This is a genomic window from Paracoccus laeviglucosivorans (assembly GCF_900182695.1).
In the GTDB taxonomy this organism is placed as follows: Bacteria; Pseudomonadota; Alphaproteobacteria; order Rhodobacterales; family Rhodobacteraceae; genus Paracoccus; species Paracoccus laeviglucosivorans.
The window spans coordinates 87,552-112,816 of the sequence record NZ_FXTK01000012.1 but is presented as its reverse complement, the minus strand read 5'-3'; the positions used below and the strand labels follow the sequence as shown (position 1 = coordinate 112,816).

The 25,265-nt window shown below is 61.3% G+C and carries 23 protein-coding genes; 19 read left to right on the top strand and 4 right to left on the bottom strand.

Annotated features, from left to right (window positions below; translation table 11 throughout):
- Positions 1 to 54: 54 nt before the first annotated feature.
- The 12 genes from FN835_RS13460 to FN835_RS13405 all read left to right on the top strand — a co-directional run bounded on the left by FN835_RS13460 (position 55) and on the right by FN835_RS13405 (position 12,676).
- Positions 55 to 507 carry a nuclear transport factor 2 family protein gene (locus FN835_RS13460; RefSeq protein ID WP_142663743.1) on the top strand — a complete coding sequence of 151 codons (453 nt, stop codon included), beginning with the start codon at positions 55 to 57 and terminating at the stop codon, positions 505 to 507.
- A complete protein-coding gene (locus tag FN835_RS13455) occupies positions 500 to 1,345 on the top strand; it encodes an NmrA family NAD(P)-binding protein (RefSeq protein WP_142663742.1) in 846 nt (281 codons plus the stop codon). Before FN835_RS13460 ends, FN835_RS13455 begins: the two co-directional genes overlap by 8 nt.
- A gap of 4 nt (positions 1,346 to 1,349) precedes the next feature.
- Complete coding sequence (locus tag FN835_RS13450) at positions 1,350 to 1,709, top strand: RidA family protein (RefSeq protein WP_142663741.1); 360 nt, start codon at positions 1,350 to 1,352, stop codon at positions 1,707 to 1,709.
- A 12-nt stretch (positions 1,710 to 1,721) separates the two neighbouring features.
- Complete coding sequence (locus tag FN835_RS13445; RefSeq protein ID WP_142663740.1) at positions 1,722 to 2,072, top strand: transposase family protein; 351 nt, start codon at positions 1,722 to 1,724, stop codon at positions 2,070 to 2,072.
- 336 nt (positions 2,073 to 2,408) lie between these two features.
- Positions 2,409 to 3,215, top strand: coding sequence for a glycosyl hydrolase (locus tag FN835_RS13440; protein ID WP_185958678.1), 807 nt, complete (start codon positions 2,409 to 2,411; stop codon positions 3,213 to 3,215).
- Between the two features lie 350 nt (positions 3,216 to 3,565).
- Positions 3,566 to 5,353 (top strand): polysaccharide pyruvyl transferase family protein, encoded by a 1,788-nt coding sequence (locus FN835_RS13435; RefSeq protein ID WP_185958677.1) that lies wholly within the window; start codon positions 3,566 to 3,568, stop codon positions 5,351 to 5,353.
- 12 nt (positions 5,354 to 5,365) lie between these two features.
- The gene (locus FN835_RS13430; protein WP_142663737.1) at positions 5,366 to 6,535 is read left to right on the top strand and encodes a KpsE/RkpR family capsule polysaccharide export protein; all 1,170 of its coding nucleotides are present in this window, start codon (positions 5,366 to 5,368) and stop codon (positions 6,533 to 6,535) included.
- Complete coding sequence (locus FN835_RS13425; RefSeq protein ID WP_142663736.1) at positions 6,535 to 7,215, top strand: ABC transporter ATP-binding protein; 681 nt, start codon at positions 6,535 to 6,537, stop codon at positions 7,213 to 7,215. The genes FN835_RS13430 and FN835_RS13425 overlap by 1 nt, the downstream gene beginning before the upstream one ends.
- Positions 7,199 to 8,020: an ABC transporter permease gene (locus FN835_RS13420; protein WP_246098738.1), complete on the top strand. Its 822-nt coding sequence runs from the start codon at positions 7,199 to 7,201 to the stop codon at positions 8,018 to 8,020. Before FN835_RS13425 ends, FN835_RS13420 begins: the two co-directional genes overlap by 17 nt.
- Before the next feature lie 215 nt (positions 8,021 to 8,235).
- Positions 8,236 to 10,209 carry a polysaccharide pyruvyl transferase family protein gene (locus FN835_RS13415; RefSeq protein WP_185958676.1) on the top strand — a complete coding sequence of 658 codons (1,974 nt, stop codon included), beginning with the start codon at positions 8,236 to 8,238 and terminating at the stop codon, positions 10,207 to 10,209.
- Between the two features lie 18 nt (positions 10,210 to 10,227).
- Positions 10,228 to 11,067, top strand: a complete 840-nt coding sequence (locus FN835_RS13410; protein ID WP_142663734.1) for an O-methyltransferase — start codon at positions 10,228 to 10,230, stop codon at positions 11,065 to 11,067.
- 4 nt (positions 11,068 to 11,071) lie between these two features.
- A complete protein-coding gene (locus FN835_RS13405) occupies positions 11,072 to 12,676 on the top strand; it encodes an FAD-dependent oxidoreductase (protein WP_142663733.1) in 1,605 nt (534 codons plus the stop codon).
- On the opposite strand, the gene FN835_RS13400 is transcribed toward FN835_RS13405, so the two are convergent.
- Together FN835_RS13400 and FN835_RS13395 are read right to left on the bottom strand one after the other, a co-directional pair.
- The gene (locus FN835_RS13400; protein ID WP_185958675.1) at positions 12,673 to 13,887 is read right to left on the bottom strand and encodes a glycosyltransferase family 25 protein; all 1,215 of its coding nucleotides are present in this window, start codon (positions 13,885 to 13,887) and stop codon (positions 12,673 to 12,675) included. The two genes, FN835_RS13405 and FN835_RS13400, sit on opposite strands and share 4 nt — an antisense overlap.
- A 263-nt stretch (positions 13,888 to 14,150) precedes the next feature.
- Positions 14,151 to 15,164 (bottom strand): LacI family DNA-binding transcriptional regulator, encoded by a 1,014-nt coding sequence (locus FN835_RS13395; RefSeq protein ID WP_246098737.1) that lies wholly within the window; start codon positions 15,162 to 15,164, stop codon positions 14,151 to 14,153.
- Positions 15,165 to 15,530: 366 nt separating this feature from the next.
- Here FN835_RS13395 and FN835_RS13390 point away from each other — a divergent pair, with 366 nt between their 5' ends.
- From FN835_RS13390 to FN835_RS13375, 4 genes are read left to right on the top strand one after another with little or no spacing between them, the layout of a single operon-like run.
- Positions 15,531 to 16,442: a hydroxypyruvate isomerase family protein gene (locus tag FN835_RS13390; RefSeq protein ID WP_142663731.1), complete on the top strand. Its 912-nt coding sequence runs from the start codon at positions 15,531 to 15,533 to the stop codon at positions 16,440 to 16,442.
- 30 nt (positions 16,443 to 16,472) lie between these two features.
- Positions 16,473 to 18,161 (top strand): GMC oxidoreductase, encoded by a 1,689-nt coding sequence (locus FN835_RS13385; RefSeq protein ID WP_142663730.1) that lies wholly within the window; start codon positions 16,473 to 16,475, stop codon positions 18,159 to 18,161.
- A 1-nt stretch (position 18,162) separates the two neighbouring features.
- The gene (locus FN835_RS13380; protein ID WP_142663729.1) at positions 18,163 to 18,744 is read left to right on the top strand and encodes a gluconate 2-dehydrogenase subunit 3 family protein; all 582 of its coding nucleotides are present in this window, start codon (positions 18,163 to 18,165) and stop codon (positions 18,742 to 18,744) included.
- A gap of 59 nt (positions 18,745 to 18,803) precedes the next feature.
- Positions 18,804 to 19,556, top strand: coding sequence for a 3-keto-disaccharide hydrolase (locus FN835_RS13375; RefSeq protein ID WP_142663728.1), 753 nt, complete (start codon positions 18,804 to 18,806; stop codon positions 19,554 to 19,556).
- Positions 19,557 to 19,622: 66 nt separating this feature from the next.
- Here the strand turns inward: FN835_RS13375 and FN835_RS13370 are convergent, their stop codons facing one another.
- Positions 19,623 to 20,492, bottom strand: a complete 870-nt coding sequence (locus FN835_RS13370) for a sugar phosphate isomerase/epimerase family protein (protein WP_142663727.1) — start codon at positions 20,490 to 20,492, stop codon at positions 19,623 to 19,625.
- Positions 20,493 to 20,792: 300 nt separating this feature from the next.
- Between FN835_RS13370 and FN835_RS13365 the strand changes: the two genes are divergently transcribed.
- Genes FN835_RS13365 through FN835_RS13355 form a run of 3 tightly spaced genes read left to right on the top strand, consistent with a single transcriptional unit; the run spans position 20,793 to position 24,634 of the window.
- Positions 20,793 to 21,494, top strand: a complete 702-nt coding sequence (locus tag FN835_RS13365) for a gluconate 2-dehydrogenase subunit 3 family protein (RefSeq protein ID WP_142663726.1) — start codon at positions 20,793 to 20,795, stop codon at positions 21,492 to 21,494.
- Between the two features lie 3 nt (positions 21,495 to 21,497).
- On the top strand, positions 21,498 to 23,267 hold the full coding sequence (locus tag FN835_RS13360; protein ID WP_142663725.1) for a GMC family oxidoreductase: 1,770 nt from the start codon (positions 21,498 to 21,500) through the stop codon (positions 23,265 to 23,267).
- Positions 23,268 to 23,278: 11 nt separating this feature from the next.
- The gene (locus FN835_RS13355; RefSeq protein WP_142663724.1) at positions 23,279 to 24,634 is read left to right on the top strand and encodes a cytochrome c; all 1,356 of its coding nucleotides are present in this window, start codon (positions 23,279 to 23,281) and stop codon (positions 24,632 to 24,634) included.
- Between the two features lie 49 nt (positions 24,635 to 24,683).
- Here the strand turns inward: FN835_RS13355 and FN835_RS13350 are convergent, their stop codons facing one another.
- The gene (locus FN835_RS13350) at positions 24,684 to 25,244 is read right to left on the bottom strand and encodes a cytochrome b (protein WP_142663723.1); all 561 of its coding nucleotides are present in this window, start codon (positions 25,242 to 25,244) and stop codon (positions 24,684 to 24,686) included.
- Positions 25,245 to 25,265 lie beyond the last annotated feature (21 nt).

The window sequence follows — 25,265 nt, the reverse complement described above, 5'->3', positions numbered from 1 at the left end:
CGCGCTCCAATATGGACGGAACGATAGCGTTCCATTGAAGCGGAGTGAAGTGCGATGACGACGAACCACGACCACTTTCCCAGCCTCTCGGCCCTTTTGCGCCAAGGTCTGGGCGACGCGATCAGGCCGGATGCGGCTGGGCTGCTTGACATGATGACCGACGATGTCAGTTTCGAATTTCCCTTTGCGCTGCCGGACGGCCTGACAGTTATCGAAGGCAAGGCGGCGCTTGCGGACTACCTGCCCAAAGTCGGCGCGCTGTTCACCATCGAGGCGATGGTGCTGGACCGCGCGATCCTGTCGGCCGATGGGCGGCATGCGGTGCTGGAATTCACTGGGAAGGCCCATGCGAACAAGGACGGCGCGCGCTACGATCAGACCTATGTGTCGGTGATCGATATCGAGGGCGGCCTGATCAGCAGATACCGCGACTACTGGAATCCGTTGGTTGTCCTGTCCGCGACGGGCGGTGCGGACGCGGTAATTGCAGTTCTGAAGAATGGGTGACATTTTCGTAACCGGCGGCACGGGAATGACCGGCGGGAAGGTGGCGGCGGCTTTGGCGGCCGCTGGCATCCCGCACCGCATCGGCACTCGCAGGCCTTCAGCGGCAGGCGAAGTAGCGTTCGACTGGGCGGCCCCTGCGCTTGCATCGAACGCGCTTGAGGGTGCGCAGGCGGTCTATATCGTCGCCCCCACGGATCGCAGCGATCATGGGCGGGTGATGGTCCCCATTCTTCAGGCCGCGCTTGCCAATGGGGTAAAGCGGTTCGTGTTGCTCAGCTCCTCCATGCTTGAACCGGGCGATCCGATGATGGGCGAGGTCCATGCGTGGATTGCTGCCCACGCGGCGGAATGGGCAGTGCTGCGCCCAAGCTGGTTCATGCAGAACCTGATGACGCAACATCGCCGGTCGATCATGCAGGATCGGGTGATCTTCACCGCGACCGGCCAGGGGCGCTGCGGGTTCATCGACGCTGGCGACATCTCCGCGACCGCAGTGGCGGCGCTGACGTCCAACACAGCGTGGAACCGCGATCACATCCTGACCGGTCCCGAGGCGCTAAGTTACGACGAGGTCGCGGCCGCGTTGACTGCAAGTCTGGGCATCCCTGTCAGGCACGTCGCCCTGACCGAGGAAGACTGTGCTGCGCGCTGGCGGGCGCAGGGAATGGATGATGCCTATGCCCGAACCTTGGCCGCAATGGACAGCCGCATCGCCGCAGGCGCAGAGGATCGCGTCACCTATTGCGTCGCGCGCCTGACGCGGCGCGCGCCTGTCGCCTTGCGCGATTTCATCGACGGCAACCGGACTCTCTGGACCGATAAACCCATGAAAGGATAGTGCCATGAAGGCAATCTACGAAAAGCACAACTACTCTGCCGCCATCCGTGCAGGGGACCTGTTGTTCGTGTCGGGTCAGGTCGGCAGCCGCAATGACGGCTCGCCAGAGCCAGACTTCGAAGTTCAGGTCCGGCGCGCGTTCGACCACCTTGCCGGAACGCTGGCCGAGGCAGGCGCGGGGTTCGAGGATATCGTGGATGTCACCTCGTTCCATACAGATCCCGATACCCAGTTTGAAACGGTCCTGAAGGTCAAGGACGACATCCTTCCGTCGAAGCCCTATCCGAACTGGACGGCTGTCGGCGTCAACTGGCTGGCCGGATTCGATTTTGAGATCAAGGTGGTTGCCCGCATTCCGAAATGATCGGAAGGGGTGATGCAAATCGCGTCAAGTGCCGCGCGGATCCGGCGTTGCGCGCCCGCCTTCACCCTTCGCGAGCGCGAAGTCATTCTTGCCGCTCTGGGTATCTCGCATGTGAAGACGGTCGCTGGCATGCCTTGGTTGCGGGGTAAGATCGAGCGCTTCTTGCGCACAGCTGCGACAGGGCTCATCGCGGAATTCGTGACCACCTGTCCCGAACACAATCTCAGACTTGTCTACCGAACGAGAGAGCAAGGCGATCCCGGCCACCCGTATACCCTGGTGCCGGAACTCAATGACTTGCCAGACACCTGGATGACCATTGCCGAATGCCGGACTCTTTTGCGGACGCTAATTGCCGGGTAGATTCCAAAAGTCGGGCGAGCATCTAGCGAATTGGGATTTGACGCCGTGAGAACGAGCGTCGAAGGGGCTGATCCACCTCCGTTAGATCTCTGGACGACCCTAGAAAGCGCTGAAATGGCCACCTTGCGCGGCCATTTTTTTGAACTTTCGCTGGAAGTTTTACGGGTAAAAATGCGGGTGTTTGCTACCAAATGTCGAAATATGGCCCAGCAAACGCTGAAGCTGGTGCTAGTTTTACGGGCAGTTTCTTACCTGACATCTTGCGGCGCGGCGCGTAGGTCTTGGAACCGGGCAGCGGCCCGATTTTTCCATCAGGCATTTTCATAGGCGGAATCCGTGACCCGATCAGAACTTTCCCGACGTTCATTCGTGAAGCTTGGCCTTGCAGGGTTGGCCAGCATGGCCGCCATGCCCGCCATCGCCCTGACGCCCAGCCGGAAGAAAGGCTTTTGCGGGGCCGAGAAACTGTATCGACCCGAACTGAATTGCGGCTGGTATTACAACTGGAACCTGACGCCCTACCCCTCGGTCCGTATCCCGTTTGCGCCGATGATCTGGGGTTGGAACGACGCGCGCAGCCCGGCGCGACTTCGCAGTCTAAGCGGACGCCCCCCGATCCTGTTCGGCTTCAATGAACCCGATGGGCGCAATCAGGCGAACATGTCGGTGCCGGATGCCCTGGACGCCTGGCCCAACATCGAAAATCTGGCGGATGAGATCGTCTCGCCTTCCTGCGTGAACGCGCGGGGGCGCTGGATGACGAATTTCATGCTGCAGGCCGACAAGCGGGGGCTGAAGATCGACGCCATCGGGGTGCACAGCTATTCCGCGCCCCATGCGGAACAGGTGATCGAGCGGCTGGAGGAGACGTATCGCCTTTACGGCAGGCCGCTTTGGGTGACCGAGATCGCCGTGGCGGACTGGCGCGCGGCCAATGGCGGTAAACGTAACCGCTATGACGCCAAAGCGACGCTGAATTTCATGTCGCAGATCACCGCGTTCATGGATCGCACCAATTGGATCAAAGGTTATGCCTGGCTGGCCAGCGGCACTTACGGCGATGGCAGCCCGCTGTCCACATCGGCGTTTTTCGACGCTCAGGGACGGCCCTCAGCCGCGTTTCGCCGCTATGCAGCATTGTAGTCACGTAACGGTGATCATTGCCTAAATTGTTTGCGCGAAACCTTGCCGTTTTGGTTTCGCGACACGGGCGGAGTTCACCGCCCAGCCCAGCCCGACAGGCGTGATGCGGGCTTGTGAAAGCCCCGTTTCCGACCCCTGAAAACCGTAGAATTTTCTTCTAAACCTGGGGTATTACACCGTTTTGCTTACCCAAAGAACCATATCCGAAAGGATGGTTCTTGCCGATCTATGGCCCCCCCGGTTGCCAGCTTTGAACAAAGCGGTTTACCAGATGACGCTTACGCAGCGTGGCTCTCTGCCGCGCTGACAGGACGAGTGGAAAGTAAGCGAACATGCCCTTTGGTGGCCCGATGACAACAGACGTTCTGTTCTGTTCTTTCCATACGCCGGACGAATACTACGCCCGGTCTGCGGCCAATCTGCGCGCCTCGCTGGACAGGCTGGGCGTCGCGCATGAGATCGCCGAAGTGCCCAAGGCACCGGACGAGGAATGGCTGGAGATCTGCCGCAAGAAGATCCCGTTCCTGCATTCGGTCTGCGACCGCAACCCGGATCGCAAGATCTTCTGGATCGATGTCGATTGCGACATCGACTATCTGCCGGATTTCGTTTCGGGGTTTTCGGCGGACATCATCGGGTTCCAGCGCGGCTTCGGCCATCCGATGCGGATCGGCTATGGCAGCAGCGCGCGTTTCTGGGAGCCGTGCTTTTGGGGCATCAACACGACGCCCGCCGCCCGCGCCTATATCCGCGATGCGCATCTGGCCTGCGAAAGCATGACGCTGCGCGCGACCGACGACTTCTTTTTCGAGGAGGCGTGGCGCAAGAATGCCGACCAACTGACCTTCCAGATGATCCCTTCTTCCATGCTGCTGGGGCGTGCCGACCAGCCCGATACCGGGCGCAGGCCGTTCTTCTATTTCGGCTCCAGCGGCAATGTGGCGACGTTCAAGGGGCTGGCTGCGCAGCACACGCGCAACAGCGCCGCACGCAGCACGGCGACCAAGGGCGGCGTCAAGTCGATGGCGCTGAAGGTCGCGCGCCAGACCCAAGAGGCGCTGCCGCAGCGTCTTGCCGTGCCGCTGCGCAGGCTGTCCGACGAAATCGGGCTGACCGAGTTTTTGTCGCCCACCCTGCCCGCATCGCGCCAGCTGTCGCAGCGCAGCATCTACAACATCGTCCACGACGCCCGCGAAGGCCGCCGCGATGCGGTCGAGGCGCGGTTGGCCGACATCTCCTCGCGCAGGCTTCTGGGCAATGCGGACCGGGCGGTGATCGGCGCGGCACAGGCATTTCTGGATTATTCGGGCGATGACGAAACGGCGCTGCCGCTTTTGTGGTGGGACAAGCCCTATCCCGGTAATTACGGCGACTGGCTGTCGCCTTTGGTCTTTCACGACGCGCTGAAGCGTCCGGTGCGGTTCCAGCGCCATGACGAAATCGGTGCCAGACCGCATCTGATCGGCATCGGCTCGATCGGGCGTTTTGCGCAGGCCAGTTCGATCGTCGTAGGCGCAGGTTTCAGCCGTGCCGATGCCGAGATTGCGCCGGATGCGACCTATATCTCGCTTCGCGGCCCGTATTCGGCGCAGTTGGTCGCAGCGGCGGGCGGCCCGCAAGTGGAACGCTTTGGCGACCCGGCGGCGATCCTGCCGCGTCTTATCCCGCTGGAGCGTCCCGCGTCGACGAACGGGCGGCTGGCGCTGGTGCGTCACTTCGCACATCGCAACATCTCGCTGCGGCTGCCCGAGCATGTGGATGAGCTGTCGGTCCTGCTGTCGCGGCGCGCCGATATTCAGGCGTTCATCGCAAGGCTTGGCCAATACGACGCCGTGCTGACCAGCGCGATGCATGTCTATATCACCTGTCAGGCCTATGGCATCCCCGTTGCCCTGATCACCTTTGACGGGTTCGAGGATGCGGTGGCGGGCGATCAGATGAAATATCGCGACTATGCCGCAGGCGTCGGCCTGCCCGAGCGGATGCCGCAAACCATCGGCCACGACCTGCGCCAGCGCGCACTGCCCGATCTGGTCGAAAATGAACGTATCCCTAAGACCGCCATGGACGAAATCTATGCGGCCCTGACCGAAGCTGCGGCCATGTTCGACCGCATGCTTCAACCCTCGCAACAATAAGGAGGGGAACCGATGAAAGACCTGGAAACGCCGCCGCCGCGGGTGCAATCCGCCAATCCGCGCATCCCCCCTGCCGTGGGGCGTGCGGTCTGGACAAAAAAGCACACGCTGCTGCTTGGCAGCTTTATGCTGCTGTTCGCGCTGCCGTCGCTGCTGGTTGCGACCTATATGTTCGTCATTGCCAAGGATCAGTATGTGTCCGAAGTCTCATTCGTCGTGCGCGACGAAGAGGCGCAGAATGTCGGGCTGCTGGCCGGGATCGGGCTGTCGTCGGTGGGCAATGCCACCACCGACGCGCAGATCCTTTACAAATACCTGCGCAGCCCGAATTTTGTGGCACAACTTGACCAAGACATCGACCTGCGCGGCATCTTTACCAAGGCATCGGGTGATCCGGTCTTCGCATTGCACGACGGTTCCAACCAAGAGGAGCTGGTCGCCTATTGGCGCAAGATGGTCACGATCAGCGTCGATGCCGCGACCGGCATGACCGAGATCCAGGCCCGCGCCTTTACGCCCGAAGATGCCAACCGCATCTCGCAGGGGGTGCACAAGGCAGCGGCGCGGCTGGTCAACTCGATCTCGGACGAGGCGCGCGACAACGTGCTGCGCTATGCTCAGCGGGATCTGCACCAGACCGAAGGCCAACTGGCAGATGCGCGCGTCGCGCTGGCCAAGTTCCGCGACCAATACAAGCTGATCGACCCGCAGGCCGTCGTCGCCACCAATGCCACCATCGTCACCGGGCTTTCGCAGGAACTGACCGAGGCAATGATCCAGCTTGAGACCCTGCGCCAGCAGGGCACGGCGGATGTGCGCGTCAATCAGGCCCAGATGCGGGTCAATGTGCTACAACAGCGCATTGAACAGGAACAGCAAAGCTATGTCGGCGGCCCGCAGGGCGAAGTCACGTTCAGTTCGGTCATCGACCAATACACCAAGCTGCAGCTTGATCTGGAACTGGCCGAGAAAAGCTACAGCCTCGCGCTGGCCGGGGTCGAGGCGGCACGGTCGAAATCACAGCAGGACAACCGGTATCTGGCTACCTTCGTGCAACCGACCACACCCGAAACGGCGACGCGGCCGCGCCGTCTGATGGTGACGTTGCTGGCGACGGTGTTCATCTTTATCGGCTGGCTCAGCCTTGTGCTGATCGGCTATTCAAACCGCGACCGCCACTGATGATCCGGCTGGAGAACCTTTCGAAAAGCTTCACGGTCAACGGCCGCACCACCGTGGTGGCGCACGATGTGAACGTGACTTTTCCGACCGGGGCCAGTGTGGGCTTGCTGGGCCATAATGGGGCGGGCAAATCGACGCTGCTGCGCATGATCGCGGGTGTCGTGCGCCCGGACCGCGGCAAGGTCGTGACCACCGGCAGCGTGTCATGGCCCGTGGGCTTTGCGGGCAGTTTCCACCCCGACCTGACGGGGGCGCAGAACACCCGTTTCATCGCCCGCGTCTACAATATCGACGCCGAGAAGCTTCTGCAGTTCGTCGCCAAGTTTTCGGACCTTGGGCATCACCTGTATCTGCCCTTCGGCCATTATTCGTCGGGGATGCGGTCGCGGCTGGCCTTTGGCGTGTCGATGGGCATCCATTTCGACACTTATCTGGTCGATGAGGTCACATCGGTCGGCGACGGTAATTTCCGCGACAAAAGCCAAGCCTATTTCCGCAACCGCTTGCTGAATAGCGGCGCGATCATGGTGTCGCATTCCATGAGCATGATCCGGTCGGTCTGCAAATCAGCGGCGGTGCTGCACCACGGTCGCCTGACTTATTTCGAGGATGTGGACGAAGCGATCGAGACGCATCTGGCCAATATCGGCGCCAGCGGCGCCCATGACGACGAGGACTGAGCCGATGCAGCAAGGTCTTTTGCCCCAACATCACCCGCTGCGCCAATGGCCGGCATGGCGCACCATCAGCGCGCTGATGTTTCGCGAGATGTCCACATCCTACGGCAAATCGCCGGGCGGCTTCGTCTGGACCATCCTTGAGCCGGTGGGTGGCATCGCGCTGCTGACGGTGATCTTTTCGCTGGCCGTGCGCATTCCGCCAATGGGGTCCAGCTTTGCGCTGTTCTATGCCACGGGGCTGCTGCCGTTCCTGATGTTTCTGGACATCTCGAAAAAGGTGGCGCAGTCGCTGCAATTCTCAAAACAGTTGTTGTTCTATCCCGGCGTCACCTTTGTCGACGCGATCTTTGCGCGGTTCCTTTTGGCCTGCATGGTTCACGCAATGGTCTTTGTCATCGTGCTGACAGGCATCATCTGGTACGACAATGTCGAGCTGATCGTGAACGTGCCGCTGGTCGTTCTGGCGTTCCTGATGTCGGGTGGTCTGGCGCTTGGCGTCGGTTGCGCGAACTGTTTCCTGATGCGGCGCTTTCCCGTCTGGGCGAACGTCTGGGCGATCATCACGCGCCCGCTATTCCTGATTTCCTGCATCTTTATCCCCTTCGACAGTATGCCCGAGGGGTTCCGCACCGTGCTTTGGTATAATCCGCTGATCCATATCGTGGGCACCAACCGCTCGGGTTTCTATTCGACCTATCGCGCGGAATATGTCGAGCCGATCTATGTGGTGCTGATTGCCACCGTGCTTTTCGGAAGCGGGCTTGCGCTTCTGACGAAATGGCATCGCGACCTTGCGCAACGCTAGGTCCGGGCCAAAGCAACGACCCAGGGCCGGCGCATTGGCCCAAGGCAAAAGACAAGACGTCCGCGATCAACGGACTGGACCAGTATGTGCCGCCCCCTCCCGTCTTTGCTGACGCGGCAAAAAGTGAATGAGTGCCCGATTTGCAGTGACCTAATCATTCTTTCGACATGCCGCAACTTTGCGGTGATGAAATCCCCTCGCAGGAAGCTGATCAGATGACCGAAACCACGCCCACCACAGCCTTTTTCCGACCTACGCCCGCACCGTTTTCGGTGCGACTGGCCAAAAAACTCCTGCCCGATTCCATGCTGCGTTATCTGCGCGGCCGGACCGAACCTGTGCGCCCCCGGATCACCGTTGTCAGCTTTTACACCGAGGGCGGATATTACGAAGAAAAGGCCAATGAGCTGCGCGCCCGTTGCGACGAACTGGGCATGCGGCACGATATTCAGCCCATCGCATTCCGCACTGACGCCAGCTGGAGCGAGATCTGCCGTGCCAAGGTTCGCTTTTATCGCAAGATGCTGCTGAAACACCGCGCGTCGATCATGTGGGTCGATGTGGACACCAAGCTTTTGCGCAATGTCGATAACCTTGCTGGGCGATCTTACGACATAGGCGTGTTCATGCGCGGCTTTCGCTTTCTGCCGCAGGAAAACTTCGCGCTTTACGCGCGTCGTTTCCATCCGGGCTATCTGATCCTGAACTATACGCGCGAAACGCTGGAGCTGCTTTACGAATGCAAGCGGGTCGAACAGGATACGACGGGCGATTTCACCGACGATTATATCCTGGAGGAAGCGTTTCGCCGTACGACCGCGCGTCCGCGCCTGTTGGTGCTGTCGCCCAATGATATTTCCCGGCCACAGGATCCCGAAAATCCCGGCGCATATTTCCTGCATGGCGACAGCGGAAACGTAAAGGAATTCAAGGGCAAGGTCTTGCAGCACAGCCCCGACATCCTGCGCCCCGAAAGCCAGAAGGCCGTCATCCTTGACCTGATCCGCGAGGCAGCGCGCCAAGGTAAGCGCGCGCAGGTCTGCGAATATTACCACGCGCTGTTGACCCGCAACCCCGAGGATTTCGGCAGCTATCACAAGCTTCTGGAAATCTCGGCCAAGTTCAATGATCCCGCTGTTCTGGAAGTCAATCTGGAACGCTATCGCGACAACCAAGACCTGTTCCCATATGCGCTGCGCTTTCGGCTGCTTCAGGCGCTGGACAAGGGCGAATGGGAACAGGCCGACCGGCTGTTCAGCGAAATCGCCCAGACCGGAAACGAAGCCGTCATCAGCTTTTCGCGCAGCCGCCTGTTTCGCGCATCGCTGGACCGCCGGGCCGAAGCGCAGGGCGTGGCGGCAGCCGACCGGGTGCAGCTTTTCTGGTGGGAGCAACCCTATCCCGGCAATCTGGGCGACATCGTGAACCCCTATATCGTCGAAAAGGCGACCGGCATCCCCCCGAAATGGGCCGGGCGCGGCGTCGGGCTTTGCGCTATCGGCTCGGTCATCAAATACGCCAAGGACGGCAGCCATGTGTGGGGCAGCGGCACGCCCAATTCGCGCGATGCACTGGCGGCAGGCGCGACCTATCATGCGGTGCGCGGCCCGCTGACCCGCGATCTGATCATCGAAAACGGCGGCATCTGCCCCGAGGTCTATGGCGACCCGGCATGGCTTTTGCCGATCCTGTATCCGCGCAAATCCAAGCCGCGCCACAAGACCGGCCTGATCCTGCATTTCACGCATGAAGAGATGGCCACGCCCGTCGCAACCGGCGTGAAACGCATCGACATCCGCCGTCTGGGCTATGATGAGATTGAGGCATTTCTGGACGAAATGCATGATTGCGAACGCATCATCTCATCCTCGTTGCACGGGGTCATCATCGCACAGGCTTATGGCATCCCGGCCTGTCTGGCGACAGTCACCAACTCGGCCAGCCAGATCCATGGCGATGGCATCAAGTTCGACGACTATTACCAGTCGATCGGGCATGACCGCGCGCCCGATGCGGTCGATCTGTCGCAATTCCTGTCGATCGACCATGACAGCATTGCGCATGACCGTTTCCTGCTTGCGAAAAAGCCCATCGACCTGCCTGCCCTGCTGGATGCCGCACCCTTCACGGTGACTGCGCAGACGCGGCGGGATGCGCAGGAATGGCTGGCAAACTTCACCTTTTCCTAGGTAACATAGGCGGACCGCGTGACTGACACCAAGGCCTTTCCCATGATGGACGAGATTCCAGGCGACACCAATCCGCCCGAGGAAGCCCCCACCACCCCCGAGGCCGCTTCTGCCGAAGCCCCCGCCCCTGAACCGAAAGCGGGGGCGGCGCGGTTCGCCGTCACATATCTGCGCGAAAACTCGGCCACATGGGATCGGGCGCGCTTTCGCAAGGTGATCGAAAAGCCGCTGGATGCCGAGGTGCTTTCGGTCATCGCCCATCGCCGCGCGGTGCTGCGTCATTATGCGCCGCATCCGCTGCACGGGTCTTATGGCGGCAATGCCCATGCCGGGCGCGAAGGGCCGGGGATGGTGTCGTCGGACACGCTGGCGATTTCGCCCGCCTATGGTGCGGTGCTGCACAATCTGGCCCGCGCCGCCGATCCCCGCCTGATCGTCGAGGATGGCGCGGGCTTTGGCATCTCGTCGATGTATCTGGCAGCGGCGACCCGCGGAAAGGAAGGCAGCACGCTGATTTCCTTTGAAATTTCGGAATATGCGCGACTGGCGCAGGCATCGGTCGTTCTGATCGATCCCGGCTCTCGGGTCGTGCAGGGCGATTTCGCGGGCTTTGCGCGTCAGCTTGCGGGCACGGCGCAGATCGGGTTCGCCTTTATCGACGCCATGCATGAAAAGGACGCGCTGCTGCGCAGCTTCAAATCGCTGGTGGGCTGGATGGCACCGAAATCCATGATTGTGGTGGATGATCTGTCCTATTCCGAATCCGCCCGCGAAGGGTTCCGCGCCATGATGCGGATGGAGCATCACGATTTTGTCTGCATCGTGAACAAGCGTTTCGGCGTGCTGATCAAGGGCTGAATCTTTGCCGATCCTACGCCAGAACTATGACCTTGTGGTCTATCGTGCCACGCCTGCGGGCATCATGGCCGCCATCACCGGCGCGCGGCTGAAGCTGCGCACCTTGCTGGTCGAGCCGTCATCGCGGGTGGGCGGCATGATGACATCGGGGTTGAATGCCGCCGACATCCTGAACGATTCGTTGATCAACGGTGTCGCGCTGGAGTTTTTCCGCGCCGTGCGGGACGAATATGCCCTGCCGACCCTGCCCGCGCGCATCGAAAGCCGCATCGCGCTGAAGGTGTTCCGCGCCATGCTGGACGAAAGCGAGGTGCATCTGGCGACCGAACGCGACATTGCCAGCGTGCAGCGTCAGGATCGCCGCATCACCGCCGCCGTGTTGTCGGACGGCCATCGCGTGACGGGCCGCTGGTGGGTGGATGCATCATATGAGGGCGATCTTATGGCGATGGGCGGGATACGTCATCGGCTGGGTCGCGAAGGGCGTGATGAATATGACGAAGGGCTTGCGGGCCGTCAGCCATATCGCGCCATGCTGCCATGGACCTCGCGACGCGAAATCATGCCGCGCCGGGATGGTGCATTGCTGCCCTTTGTCCAGCCGCCGTCATGGGATGCGGTCGGTGCTGCGGATATGCAGGTGCAAAGCTATTGCATCCGCCCCACCCTGACGAATATCGCCGCGAACAGGGTTCCGATCACCGCGCCCCCCAATTTCGATTTTTCGCGGTTCGAGCTGTTTCGCCTGCTGGGCCGGACGATCCGCAACGGTCGCGTTGCCGCCAAACAGATTCCAATGCTGGGGACGACATGGAAATCGGCCTATTTCAACCTTGCCGCACTGCCCAATGGCAAGTTCGACATGAATTCCGGCCCCGCCGCGCCGCTGAACAATCCCGTGCTGACGCAAGGCTGGATAGAGGCATCGCCCGACCGCCGCCGCGCTTTGAACGAGGAGTTTCGCCGCTATACGCAGGCGCTGCTGTATTTCATGCAGACCGATGCATCGGTGCCGCAGGGCGTGCGCGATTTCATGTCCGATTTCGGCCTGCCCGCCGATGAATATGAAACCTCGGGGCATCTGCCCCCCGATGTCTATGTCCGCGAAGGGCGCAGGCTGCAGGGGCAGCACGTCTTTCGCCAGCAGGACGTCGAAAACGGCGGCGCATCGCCCGAAGACGCGCTATGCGAGGCGAAGTATCACCTTGATTGCAAGCCGGTGCATTGGCGCGCGAACCATTCCGGCACGAATGTCGTGCGCGAAGGCATGTTCTTTACGCTGGATGCGCATCGTTATTCCCTGCCCGCATGGATCGTGCTGCCCCACCCCGAGGATTGCGGGAACTTCTTTTCCGTCTGCGGGGTGTCGGCCACGCATGTCGCCTTCGGCTCGATCCGAATGGAGCCGACATGGATGGAGCTTGGCTCGGCCGCGGCCATTATGGCGCATCTGGCGGACCGTCGCGGCTGTCCAGTCCATGATGTGCAGGGCCGCGATGTTGCAAAGCTGCGTGACGAACGCTTTTTCCAATGGCCCGCGCCACGCTTTCTGAAGGTCAAGCTGCGCGACAAGATGGCGGTATATTATCGCCGGATGGCTGGCAGTTAGGCGGGATCGACCAGTGCCAGAATCTCGCGCTCGGTCGCGCGGATCATGCCGCTATAGCGGGTGTTCTTGAAGCCGAATATGGTCGAATGCGCGTCCTCGCGGTGACCGGCAAGGAATGGGACGGCGGATACCACCTTCAGCCCCGGCATGGCGTTCAGCCATTCGTCGATCGTGTTCGTCTGTGCCCCGCCACCTTGGGGATCCCAGTCCGCGATCCATTCCAGCGCTGTGCGGTTGTAGACGTTGAACACCATCCCCATCATATGGGGCGTGTGGATGATGTGGTTCGCGCCCAGCTTGCGGCGCATCATGATTTCGGGTCGTCCTTCGATGCGGGTCATCACGCCGTTGAAGACGTCCCAGTCGGCACGGTCCAGATAGCGATTGACCGCATTGAAATACTGCTGGAAATCCGCCCCGAAAAAGGCGTCGTCTTCGCAGATGGTCAGGCGGCGCGCGCCCGACTGCAGCGCCTTGGTCGCTATGGCTTTGTAGCTCCAGGCGCAGCCCTTCCATGCGGGCAACATGCGGATGCCGTTGAACATCGCGAAATTGCCGGCATTGCCGTCCAGAAAGCCTTCGCGGCGGTCCAGATATTCCGGCAGGCTGATGCAGACCCGGCCCCGGCTGCGGATCGGCGGCGCAAAAGCCAGCAGATCGTCCAGATATGTTTCAGGCGGCATCAGCCCCGCATAAACCAGCCAGCGCCCGATGGCCAAACGGATCGCCGCACGCTTGGCGGATTGCGGCACGATGCTGATGTCGCGCAGCGCCGCACCCAGGGCCAACGCGCGGCGCAGCGCAGCGTCCGAGGTGACGATCAACGCGCAGCCCGATGCGATGCCCTGCAAAATCTCATGATCCTCGGGGCGGATGCGGTTCAGGTAGTCTTCGTCCAGCACCGCCGCAGCGATCGAGGTATCGTCGAATTCCGTGGGCAGCGGGTTGAAGACGATCTTTTGCGCGGCCTTCGGTCCCTCCGCTTTCGACAACAGATGCCGCCGCTTCAGCTCGGTCCGGAATTGCGTTTTCAACACGCCTTCGCCCAGCAGCACGAAACAGCGTTCGGGGCGGTTTCCGGGATCGCTGAGCAGCACACCGTCGCGGCGGTGACGCACCCGGTTCATCGCCCCCGAGACGCCTTCGCGCCCCAGAATACGCCAAGCCTTTCCGACCGACTGCAGCATTGCACCGCCCCATAGTTGTGCCAAGCCGTCCGGCCTTTTCCAAGGACCGCGCGGGAAGCCGCCAATTCACCAAACCAGCAAGACAATCGCAAGGGCGGCTTCGGGATCGGCAAATCCGCGCCGCCAGTCCGGCCAAGCGGGGCCGAAGCTTAAGACTTTGCTAACCGATGCGGCAAAACCGATCAACATCGGCGGGGCCGAACACGTTAAGTTCAGCACGCCCATTCTGTTTTGTGACAATCACATGGCAGAAAAGCGTTATCCGCCGCCAGTGCGCAGTCTGGGGGTTAACGCGCAGGCGCTGCCGTGCTGCCGCGCACCACCAGTTCTACGGGCAAGACCGTGCTGTCATCATGCTGCTTTTGCTGCATCCGCGCCAACAGCACCTCGGCCGCGCGACGACCCAAGGGGGCGCGATGCTGGCGGATCGTGGTCAAAGGCGGCATGACATAGGCGGCCAGTTCGATATCGTCAAAGCCCATGACCGAAATATCGTCGGGAACCCGCAGCCCCCCGGCGACAAGGCCATTGATCAGCCCGACCGCAATTTCGTCGCTGTCGCAGAAAATAGCCGTAGGTCGCCGGGACATTGCCATCACCGCCTTGGCCGCCTCATGTCCTGCGCGCATGGAGAAGTCGCCTTCGATCCGGCGGGTATCGGACAGGCCCGCCGCCTTCAGACCTTCCAGAAAACCGACGCGCCGCGATTGCGACAGCGTGTTGTCGCGCGGACCCGCCAGATGCAGGATGTCGCGATGACCCAATCCGGTCAGATGCGCTGCAGCAAGCCTGCCGCCTTCGGCATTGTCCACCAGCACGCGCGGCGCATCCAGCCCCTCGGACCATTCGCAGGCCTGTACGACAGGCGGGCAACCGGGGCGCGCAAATAGCGCGGGATCAAGCCCGCCTTCCAGAACGATCACCCCGTCGGATCGCGACCGGTTCAGGTAAGGCGCGATGGCCTGCAAATCGGGCTGATCCGTCGCGCCATGCGTATCCAGCACCAGAAGGCTAAGACCCTGCTTGCGCAGCACCTCGGCGATGCCCGACAGGATTTGCGAAAAGAACGGGTTTGCCAGTTTCGGAACCAAGGCCAGCACGCTGCCCACCTGCTGCTGACGCAGGTTCCGCGCCGTGAAATTCACCGTGTAGCCGGTCTGCCTGATCGCATCGCGCACGGCTTCGCGCGTCGCAGCGGATACGATGGCAGGATTGGATAGCACGCGGCTGACCGTGGCGACCGACACCCCCGCAAGCTTTGCAACATCCTGAATACGGGGCGGTCGGGCTTCTTGCGGCACGCGGTCATGCTCCTTGGATGAAACAGAAATATCTGAAAAAACCGGGTTGTAAACCATTTCAGGCTGTGTCACGCTCATTTGAAACCGATTACATGGCATAACTTTCACCATGCGGTTGTCGGAGGAGTTGGGGGAGAATGATGGGGATTGGGCCGCATCAGGCGTGATTCCGGGCCAAAGCAGGCAGATCGGTAAATCCGTAAGGCATGGCCAATGGCCCGACTGACCCACATGAGGAGTGTGGTTACAGGAAGGACGCCCATTCAGGCCCGCGCGCGTCTTGGGATGTAAACGGTTTCAGAAATTTACCCCGATCCACAAGGGACCATCAGGCCGGATCGGCATCGCTATTCTGGGGAGGAGACCATGACCGATTTTTCGGAACAAGGCGGCATGTCGCATGGCATGACGCGGCGCGGGCTGTTTCAGGGTTCTGCCGCCTTGGGCGTATCTGCCATGGGCATGGGCTTTGCGACAGCGGCGCTGGCGCAGGATGCCCCTGTGCTGAAAGGAAATATCAACCATTCCGTCGCGCGCTGGACTTATAAAGACCTTTCGATCCAGGACCTTTGCGAGATGGGCAAGCGCGTCGGGCTGAAGGCCATCGACCTGTGCGGCCCCGAGGACTGGCCTGCGCTGAAGGCCGCCGGGCTGGACAGCTCAATGTGCAATGGCGCGGAAATCAGCCTTGAGGATGGCTGGGCCGAGCCCGCGAACCACGCCGAACTGGTCGAACGCTATACCCGCCATATCAAACTGGTCGCGGATGCCGGATACACGAACCTGATCTGCTTCAGCGGCAATCGCCGCGGCATGAGCGATGAGACCGGCCTTGCGAATTGCGAAGCCGGGCTACGCCAGATCCTGCCCGTGGCCGAGGCGGCAGGCGTCACGCTGGTAATGGAGCTGCTGAATTCGCGGGTGAACCACCCCGATTACATGTGCGACCGCTCGGCCTGGGGTGTCGCGCTAAGCCAGCGTCTGGGCACGCCGCATTTCAAGCTGCTTTACGACATCTATCACATGCAGATCATGGAAGGCGACGTGATCCGCACGATCACCGACCATCACCCGCATTTCGGCCATTACCACACCGCCGGAAATCCGGGGCGGCACGAGCCGGACGATACGCAGGAACTGAACTATCCGGCGATCTGCCGCGCGATCCTTGCGACAGGCTTTCAGGGCTATGTCGCGCAGGAATTCGTCCCCACCGCAAAAGAACCACAGGCAGCCGAAACCGCTTTGCGCGATGCCGTGCTGACCTGCGACGTCTGAATACCGCCAGCTATCGAGGGAGACAGCAAGATGGCAGAAAACATGCATTACGACGCGATTGTCGTCGGTTCCGGGATCAGCGGCGGCTGGGCCGCCAAAGAGCTGACCGAAAAGGGTCTGAAGGTTCTGATGCTGGAACGCGGCCGCAATATCGAACACGTCACCGATTACGTGAACGCCGACAATGAGACGTGGAACTATCCGCATCGCGGCGTGGCCACGCAGGAGATGGTTGATAACTATCCGGTTTTGAAACGCGACTATGCGCTGAACGAACAGACCTTCGGCATGTGGGCCAACGAAAAGGACAGCCCCTATATCGAAAAGAAGCGTTTCGACTGGTTCCGGGGCTATCATGTCGGTGGCCGTTCGCTGATGTGGGGACGGCAAAGCTATCGCCTGTCCGACCTGGATTTTGAGGCCAATGCCAAGGACGGCATCGCGACCGACTGGCCGATCCGCTATGCCGACATCGCGCCTTGGTATGACCATGCCGAGAAATTCGCAGGCATCTCGGGTTCGGTCGAGGGGCTGGACCATCTACCCGACGGGCAGTTCCTGCCGCCGATCCCGCTGAACATCGTCGAAAAGGACGTGGCCGCGCGGCTGCGCAAGTCCTTCGGCGGCAAGCGCTACCTGATCAATTCGCGCGTCGCCAACATCACCGAGCCGAAGCCGGAACAGAACCGCGTCAACTGCCAGTATCGCAACAAATGCTGGCTGGGCTGCCCCTATGGCGGCTATTTCAGCACGCAATCGGCGACGCTGCCGGTGGCGATGGCCACGGGCAACCTGACGCTGCGCCCGTTTTCGATCGTCAGCCGCGTGATCTATGACAAGGACACCAAGCGCGCCAAGGGTGTCGAGGTGATCGACGCCGAAACCAACCAGACCTATGAATACACGGCGAAAGTGGTATTCCTGAACGCCTCCAGCTTCAATTCGACCTGGGTTCTGATGAACTCGGCCACCGATGTGTGGGAAGGCGGTCTGGGGTCGTCCTCGGGTGAGTTGGGCCATAACGTCATGGACCACCATTTCCGCGTCGGTGCCGAAGGCCGGGTCGAGGGATTTGACGACAAGTATTATTTCGGTCGTCGTCCGGCGGGCTTCTACATCCCGCGTTTCCGCAACTTGGATGGTGAACAGCGCGACTATACCCGCGGCTTCGGCTATCAGGGTTCGGCCAGCCGTCAGGGCTGGAAGCGCGAAATTGCCGAACTGAACGTGGGCAAGGATCTGAAAGACGCGCTGTCGAAACCCGGCGACTGGACCATCGGCATGACCGCCTTTGGCGAAATGCTGCCCTCGCACGATAACCACATCGCGCTGGACCGCTCGACCACCGACAAATGGGGCCTGCCGGTCCTGGCGATCAGCGTCGAGCTGGGCGAGAACGAACGCAAGATGCGCGTCGATATGAAACAGGATGCCATCGACATGCTAGAGGCCGCTGGCATCAAGGACGTGAAAGGCACGGAACGCGACTACGGCGTCGGCATGGGCATTCATGAGATGGGCACGGCGCGCATGGGCCGCGATCCCAAGTCCTCGGTCCTGAACGGCAACAATCAGGTCTGGGACGCGCCGAACGTCTATGTCACGGACGGAGCCTGCATGACCTCATCCAGCTGCGTGAACCCCTCGCTGACCTATATGGCGCTGACCGCGCGGGCCGCGGCACATGCCGTCGATAGTCTGAAGAAAGGAGAGCTGTAAGATGCTGCGTCGCGATTTCCTGACCATGATCGCCGCCGTCACCGGCACCGCCATGATCGGCGGTCGGGCGATGGCTTACGACCCGACCACGGCGGGCACGAACGCCTTTTCCGCCGAAGACACCGCGTTCCTTGACGAGGTCGCCGAGGTCATCATCCCGAAGACCGACACGCCCGGCGCAAAGGACGCCGCCGTGGGTGCTTTCATGACCGTCTATGTCAGCGACTGCTATACGGCGCAGGACCAGCAGGGTTTCCGCACCGCGATGGAAAACCTGAAATCCGCAGCCACTGCACAGGGCAAGGACTTCATGCAGATGTCGGCGGATGAACGTACCACCCTGCTGGACGGTATCGCCCGCGAAGCGCGCACCGCATCTGCCGAAGGCGCGGCCAAGGCCAAGGCCGAGGGGCGCGCGGCCAAGAATGCCGATCTGCATTGGTTCACGCCGCTGCATCAGCTGGTGCTGTTCGGCTTCTTCACCTCGGAAGTCGGATCGAACGAGGTGCTGCGCTATGAGGCGGTGCCGGGCGAATATATCGGCGATCTGGCCTATAACGGTGAACCCGCCTGGGCAACCTGATACGACCATCGGCCCCGGCATTGCGCCGGGGCCTTTCTTTTTATCGAAGGGGGGAAATGATGAAATATACCGCAAGCCTGCTGGCGCTGCTGGTCGCGACCACCGCCGCCGCTCAGGAGGCCGAGCTGACGCGCGAGGAACGCCGCGCGCGGGCCGAAGTCACCGAATATTGGGAGCCGGTTCCGAAACTGGTCGCCACGCCCGAAAATCAGCCACCCGCCGATGCCGTCGTGCTGTTCGGTGGCGACAATCTGGACGCATGGGAATCGACCAAAGGCGGCGCTGCCGAATGGAACATCGCGGATGGTGCGATGACCGTGGCACGCGGCAAGGGCGACATCCGCACCAAGGAATCGTTCTGCGACGTGCAACTGCACGTCGAATGGCGCTCTCCTCCGAACGATCAGGGCCATGACAGTCAGGATCGCGGCAATAGCGGCATTTTCCTGCAATCGCTGTATGAGGTGCAGGTGCTGGACAGCCATGACAACCCGACCTATGTGAACGGTCAGGCGGGCTCGATCTACAAGCAGCACCCGCCACTGGTGAACGCATCGCGTGCGCCGGGCGAATGGCAGACCTATGACATCGTATTCGAAGCCCCGATCTTTGCCGAAGATGGCAGCCTGCGCAAACCGGCCTATCTGACCGTGATGCATAACGGCGTCGTGGTGCAGAACCATGCGGAATTGCAGGGCGGCACGGAATATATCGGCCTGCCCCGCTACAAGGCGCATGATTGCGCGCCGATCCAGTTGCAGGATCACGATGCGGATGTCAGCTTCCGCAACATCTGGGTGCGCCCGCTTTAAGCACCCGGCACGGCATGAAAAAACGGGCCGCATCGCTGCGGCCCGTTTCGCATTTCCCCGCGCAGATCAGTCGCGGGTGGCGCCTTCCGGCAGGTTCTTGGTCAGGTATTCCGCGCCGGTCTTGACGACGGCGGCGGCATCCTTGGGCAGATCATGTTCGATGATATACCATTTGGCGCCAGCTTCCTCGGCTGCGGGCAGGATCTTGGCAAAATCCATGACGCCTTCGCCCAGGGCCTTGAAGCCTTTTTCGTCCGCGGCTTCGCCAGCCGGGGCGTTGTCCTTGGCGTGGATCGCGAAGACGCGGCCATCGAAGCGGTCCAGATATTCGACCGGATCAAACCCGCCGCGCGACACCCATGCCAGATCAAGCTCGGCCACGACATCGTCGCCCGCCGCTTCCATCATCACTTCCAGCGCGGTCTTGCCACCCATGTCCACCATTTCGAAATCGTGGTTGTGATAGCCAAGCTGCATGTCCTGCGCTTGCAGCTTGTCGGACATGCCTTTCAGTTCCTCGCCCAGTGCGGTCCAGCCAGCGGCGTCGGTCGGACGCGCTTCGGGCTTCAGATGCGGGACGATGATGGTGTCGTTGCCGATCGCCTTGTTGAACGCGATGACGCCATCCAGATCGCTGCGCAGATCGTCGATCTGGGCGTGGGTCGAGATCGCCTTGATGCCGTGCTTGTCCAGCGCCGCCTTCAACTCCTCGGCCGAGACTTTCTGCGTGCCGACGGTTTCGACCGCAGTAATGCCCGCAGCCTGCACGGCGGCAAGCTGTTCATCTAGCGTGCCGTGGTCGCGCAGCGTATACATCTGCACCGCGATCGGCAGTTCACCCGTGACGCGCGCTTCCTGTGCGACGGCCGCGACCGGCGCTGCAACGAACATCGCCGTGGCAAGCAAAGCACGCAGCGTCGATGTGTGATAGGTCATGAAACTCTCCCAGATCCGCGCCCCGCCCTCCCGGCGGAACTGCCCAAGATGTAAAGGATTTCATAGCGGCTGAAAAGGATTACATTTCAAATCCCGAAAGACGTTGCTTTATGCGGATTCGATGGCGATGCGCGGCGCGTTCGTTCGCATCTGTAACGAAAAAATCTGACCTTGATCGGTGCAAACCCCTGATTTGACGAATCATCCTGTCGCGCATTGCGCATCTTGTCGCAGCGACATAAGACCGCACCCATGTCTTTAGGACATTCCCACCCAGAATAATCGGCAGGAAAGAATAAAATGACCGATCTTCCCGGATATCCCAGTCGTCGTGGATTCCTGAAGGGGTCCGCCGCAGGTGTCGCACTGGCAGGTCTGGCCGTTTCGGCCAAGGCTCAGCCCGTGGAACCACCGGCGCCGCTTGAAGAATATGAATGCGCCTATTTCACCCCCGAGGAATGGGCATTCGTCATCGCCGCGACCGCACGGCTGATTCCGTCGGGCGGCGAAGGCCCCGGCGCCATCGAAGCCCGCGTGCCCGTTTTCATCGACGGCCAGCTTGCGAGCGATTACGGTCGTGCGGATGACTGGTATATGGTCGGCCCGCATGATCCTGCAGCCGATCCGCTGCTGGGCTGGCAATCACCGCTGAACCCGGCGCAGATCTATCGTCAGGCGATCCCGGCGTTCAACGCATGGTGCGAAGGCCAGCACGGCAAGGCATTCACTGCGCTGGACGACGCGCAGAAGGACGCAGCATTGGCCGCGCTGGACAATGACGAAGTGGGTCTTCAGCCGGAACTGCGCGACTTTTTCACGATCCTGCTGGCCAACACAAAGGAAGGCTATTTCGCCGACCCGATGTATGGCGGCAACCACGGTATGCAATCCTGGAGCTATATCGGCTTTCCCGGCGCACGCGCGAGCTATCGCGAATGGGCGACGCGCTACAATGTCCGCTACCCGCTTGGGCCGGTTTCCATCAAAGGCGAGAGGGCATAACCGATGGCACGTCAGGAAAAGAAAAAAGACGTCGTGATCGTCGGCCTTGGCTGGACCGGCGCGATCCTTGGCATGGAACTGGCGCAGGAAGGTCTTGAGATCGTCGCGCTGGAGCGTGGCCACGATCAGGCCACCGTGCCGAACTTCCAATATCCGCAGATGATTGATGAATTGCGCTATGGCGTGCGTCTGAAAATGATGCAGCGCGCCAGCCAGCAAACCGTCACCATCCGCCGCAACGAGGCGGAAACCGCGCTGCCCTATCGCAGCTTCGGATCGTTCCTGCCGGGCAATGGCGTCGGGGGTGCAGGCACGCACTGGAACGGGCTGAACTGGCGTCCGCAGGCCGAAGAAATGCAGTTGCGGTCCTATGTCATGGAACGCTGGGGCGCAGGGATCATCCCCGAAGACATGCTGCTGGCCGATTATCCCGTGACCTATGACGAAATGGAGCCGTTCTTTGACCGCTTCGAATATGTCGCAGGCATTTCGGGCAAAGCGGGCAACCTGAACGGCCAGATCATCGAAGGCGGCAACCCGTTCGAAGGCCGTCGTTCGCGCGAATTCCCCATGCCGCCGATGCCCACCACCTGGGACGGCCAGAAATTCGCCGATGCGGCGAAAGCCATGGGCTATCACCCGTTCAAGGCACCGGGCGGCATCGCCTCGACCGCCTATGTCAACGAATACGGCATGCAGATGGGCCCGTGTAACCTTTGCGGGTTCTGCGAACGCTATGGCTGCTATCAATATTCGAAATCCTCGCCGCAGACGACCATTCTGGACGCGCTGAAGCGGATGCCAAATTTCAGCTATCGCACCGAATCCGAAGTGCTGAAGGTCGAAATGGCCGAGGATGGCAAGACGGCCACCGGCGTCACCTATTTCGACGAAAAGACGCAGGAACAGGTCTTCCAGCCCGCCGACATCGTCATTCTGGCATCCTATCAGCTGAACAACGTCCACCTGATGCTGGTATCGGGCATCGGCCAACCCTACAACGCCGTCACCGGCGAGGGTGTGACCGGGAAAAGCTACGCCTACCAGATGAATGGTGGCGTGACGATGTTCTACAAGAATGAGGAGTTCAACCCCTTCATCGGCACCGGCGCGAACGGTATGTCGATCGACGATTTCGGTGTGAACCAGATCGATTTCGGGCGCGAAGGCTTCATCGGCGGCGCTTACTGGCGCTCGGGTCAGACCAACGGCCAGCCGATCCGCTCGATGCCGCTGCCCAAGGGCACGCCGGCCTGGGGTGCGGATTGGAAAAAGGCCGTCGGTGAATGGTATGGCCACGCCATGTCCATCGGCTCACACGGGTCGCACATGTCCTATCGCACGAACCACCTGGACCTTGACCCGACCTATAAGGACCGCCATGGCCGTCCGCTGATGCGGATGACCTTCAACTGGAACCCCAACGACCTGCGCATGAACCAGTTCATGAAAGGCAAGATGGAGGAACTGGCAAAGACCATGGCGCCCGACCTGATGCAGTCGGCCTTTAAGGGTGACGGTGCGCAATATGACGTCCGCCCCTATCAGACCACGCATAACACGGGCGGTCACATCATGTCGGCCAATCCGCGCGAAGGTGCGGTCAACAAGTTCGGCCAGGCTTGGGACAAGCATAACATCTTCGTCACCGGCGCAGGGAACTTCGTGCAGAACACCCAATACAACCCGACCGGGCTTGTGGGCGGTCTGGCCTATCACACGGCCCATGCGATCCGCACGCAGTATCTGTCCAACCCCCGCCCGCTGGTCTGAGGAGTCAGGTAATGAGCAAATCTCTTCGTATCATCGCCGCCTTGGCGGCGGTCGGTGTCGTGGGCGGTCTGGCCTTTGCCTTCGTGCCGGTGCAGACGACCGCACCCGTCGCGCAACTGCCCGACGACTGGAAACCCGCCGAGGGTCAGGGGAAATACGTCATGTATGCCTCGGACTGTCTGGCCTGTCATACGGCTGACGGCGGCGAGCCGTTCGCCGGTGGCCGCGCGATCGCCAGCCCGATGGGCACGATCTGGGCGACGAACATCACGCCCGATCCCGAAACCGGGATCGGCAACTGGACGCTGGACCAGTTCCGTGCGGCCCTTTACGACGGCATCCGTGCCGACGGCGCGCATCTTTACCCAGCCATGCCTTACGAGAACTATCGCAAGCTGACCGAAGAAGACGTTCGCGCGCTTTACGACTATTTCATGCACGAAGTGCCCGCCGTTCAGAACAAGGTCGAGGAAACGAAGCTTTCCTTCCCCTTCAACATGCGTTTCGGTATCCGCGCATGGAACTGGCTGGCCCTGACCCATGATGCGGGCTTCACCCCGGCAGATGGCAAGACCGAGGCTGAACAGCGCGGTCAGTATCTGGTGGAAGGTCCGGCCCACTGCGCGGCCTGTCACAGCCCCCGAGATATGCTGATGGCGCAGGATGGTGTGTCGGTTGCCGACGCCAACTTCCTGACCGGCGGCGTGGTCGATGGCTGGAACGCGCCCGCGTTGCGTGGCCCGGATTCGGCGCCGCAGAAATGGGATGTCGCGGAAATGGCCGCCTATCTGGCGACTGGCCGCAACATCCATTCGACTGCCAACGGCGAGATGGGTCTGGTGGTCGAGCATTCGCTTCAGCATCTGACCGATCAGGACAACCTTGCCATCGCCGCCTTCCTGAAGGGGGCCGATGGTGCGCCGGTCGAAATGCCCGAAAACTTTGCCACGCTTGAGACGCGCGCCCTGCCCGCGCTGGACGCAGACGATGCGGGCAAGGAAACCGAAAAGATGCTGACCGAAGCCGCGCCGGACATGGCGCTGGGTCCGCGTCTGTATCTGGACAACTGTGCGGCCTGTCACTTTGTGTCGGGCAAGGGCGCACCCGAGATCTTCCCGGAACTGGCGGCGAACCACATCGTCACGGGTTCGGAAGTCTCGCCGCTGATCTCGGTCATCCTGAACGGGGCCGAGGTGCCTTCGACTGCGAAACGTCCGATGCATCTGGTCATGCAAGGCTATGCCGACCGCATGAACGACGAAGAAGTGGCCGAACTGTCCAGCTTCCTGCGCAAGGCATGGGGCAACGACGCATCGGCCGTCACCGCCGCCGAGGTTGCTGCGGTGCGGGCGAAACAGCCACACTAAGCCGCCATCAGGCACAGACAGAATGCTGCCCCGACCGGGGCGGCATTTCTCATTTCAGGCGGCCTGCCATGCGGGACAAAAGCGGCTCGCGCAGCCACAGATGATGGACCACGACCATCAGCACATGCCCCGCGATCAGCGCCAGCAGCAGCCACGCCAATTCGCCATGCAGGGCATTCGCGGCCTGAACCATCCAGCCCGTCTCATGCCCCGTCGCGGGGACGATCTGAATGCCCCAGTGGTTCCAGCCCTTGCCGTTGCCATAGGCACGCAGCAATGCCAGCGCGGGAATGGCGAACATCAGCGCATAAAACGCCAAATGCCCGATCCGCGCGGCACGGCCCAGCAGCCCTTGATGTCGCGGGCGGGCTTGGCGGTTTCGCCAGCGCCAGATCGCACGCGCGATCACCAAAGCCAGCACATAAAGCCCGACCACGCCATGCGACGGGCCAAGCCCCGCAATCTTGTCCAGCAGCGGCGATTGCCCGATCAGGCGATAGGCCCCGATCACTGCGAATTGCCAGATCAGCAGCCCCGCACCCAGCCAGTGAAAGACGCGCGACACCCGACCATATCGCGCGGGCGTATCGCCCCAGCTTGTCTGCCCCATGCGAGAGCTTCCCGATAATTT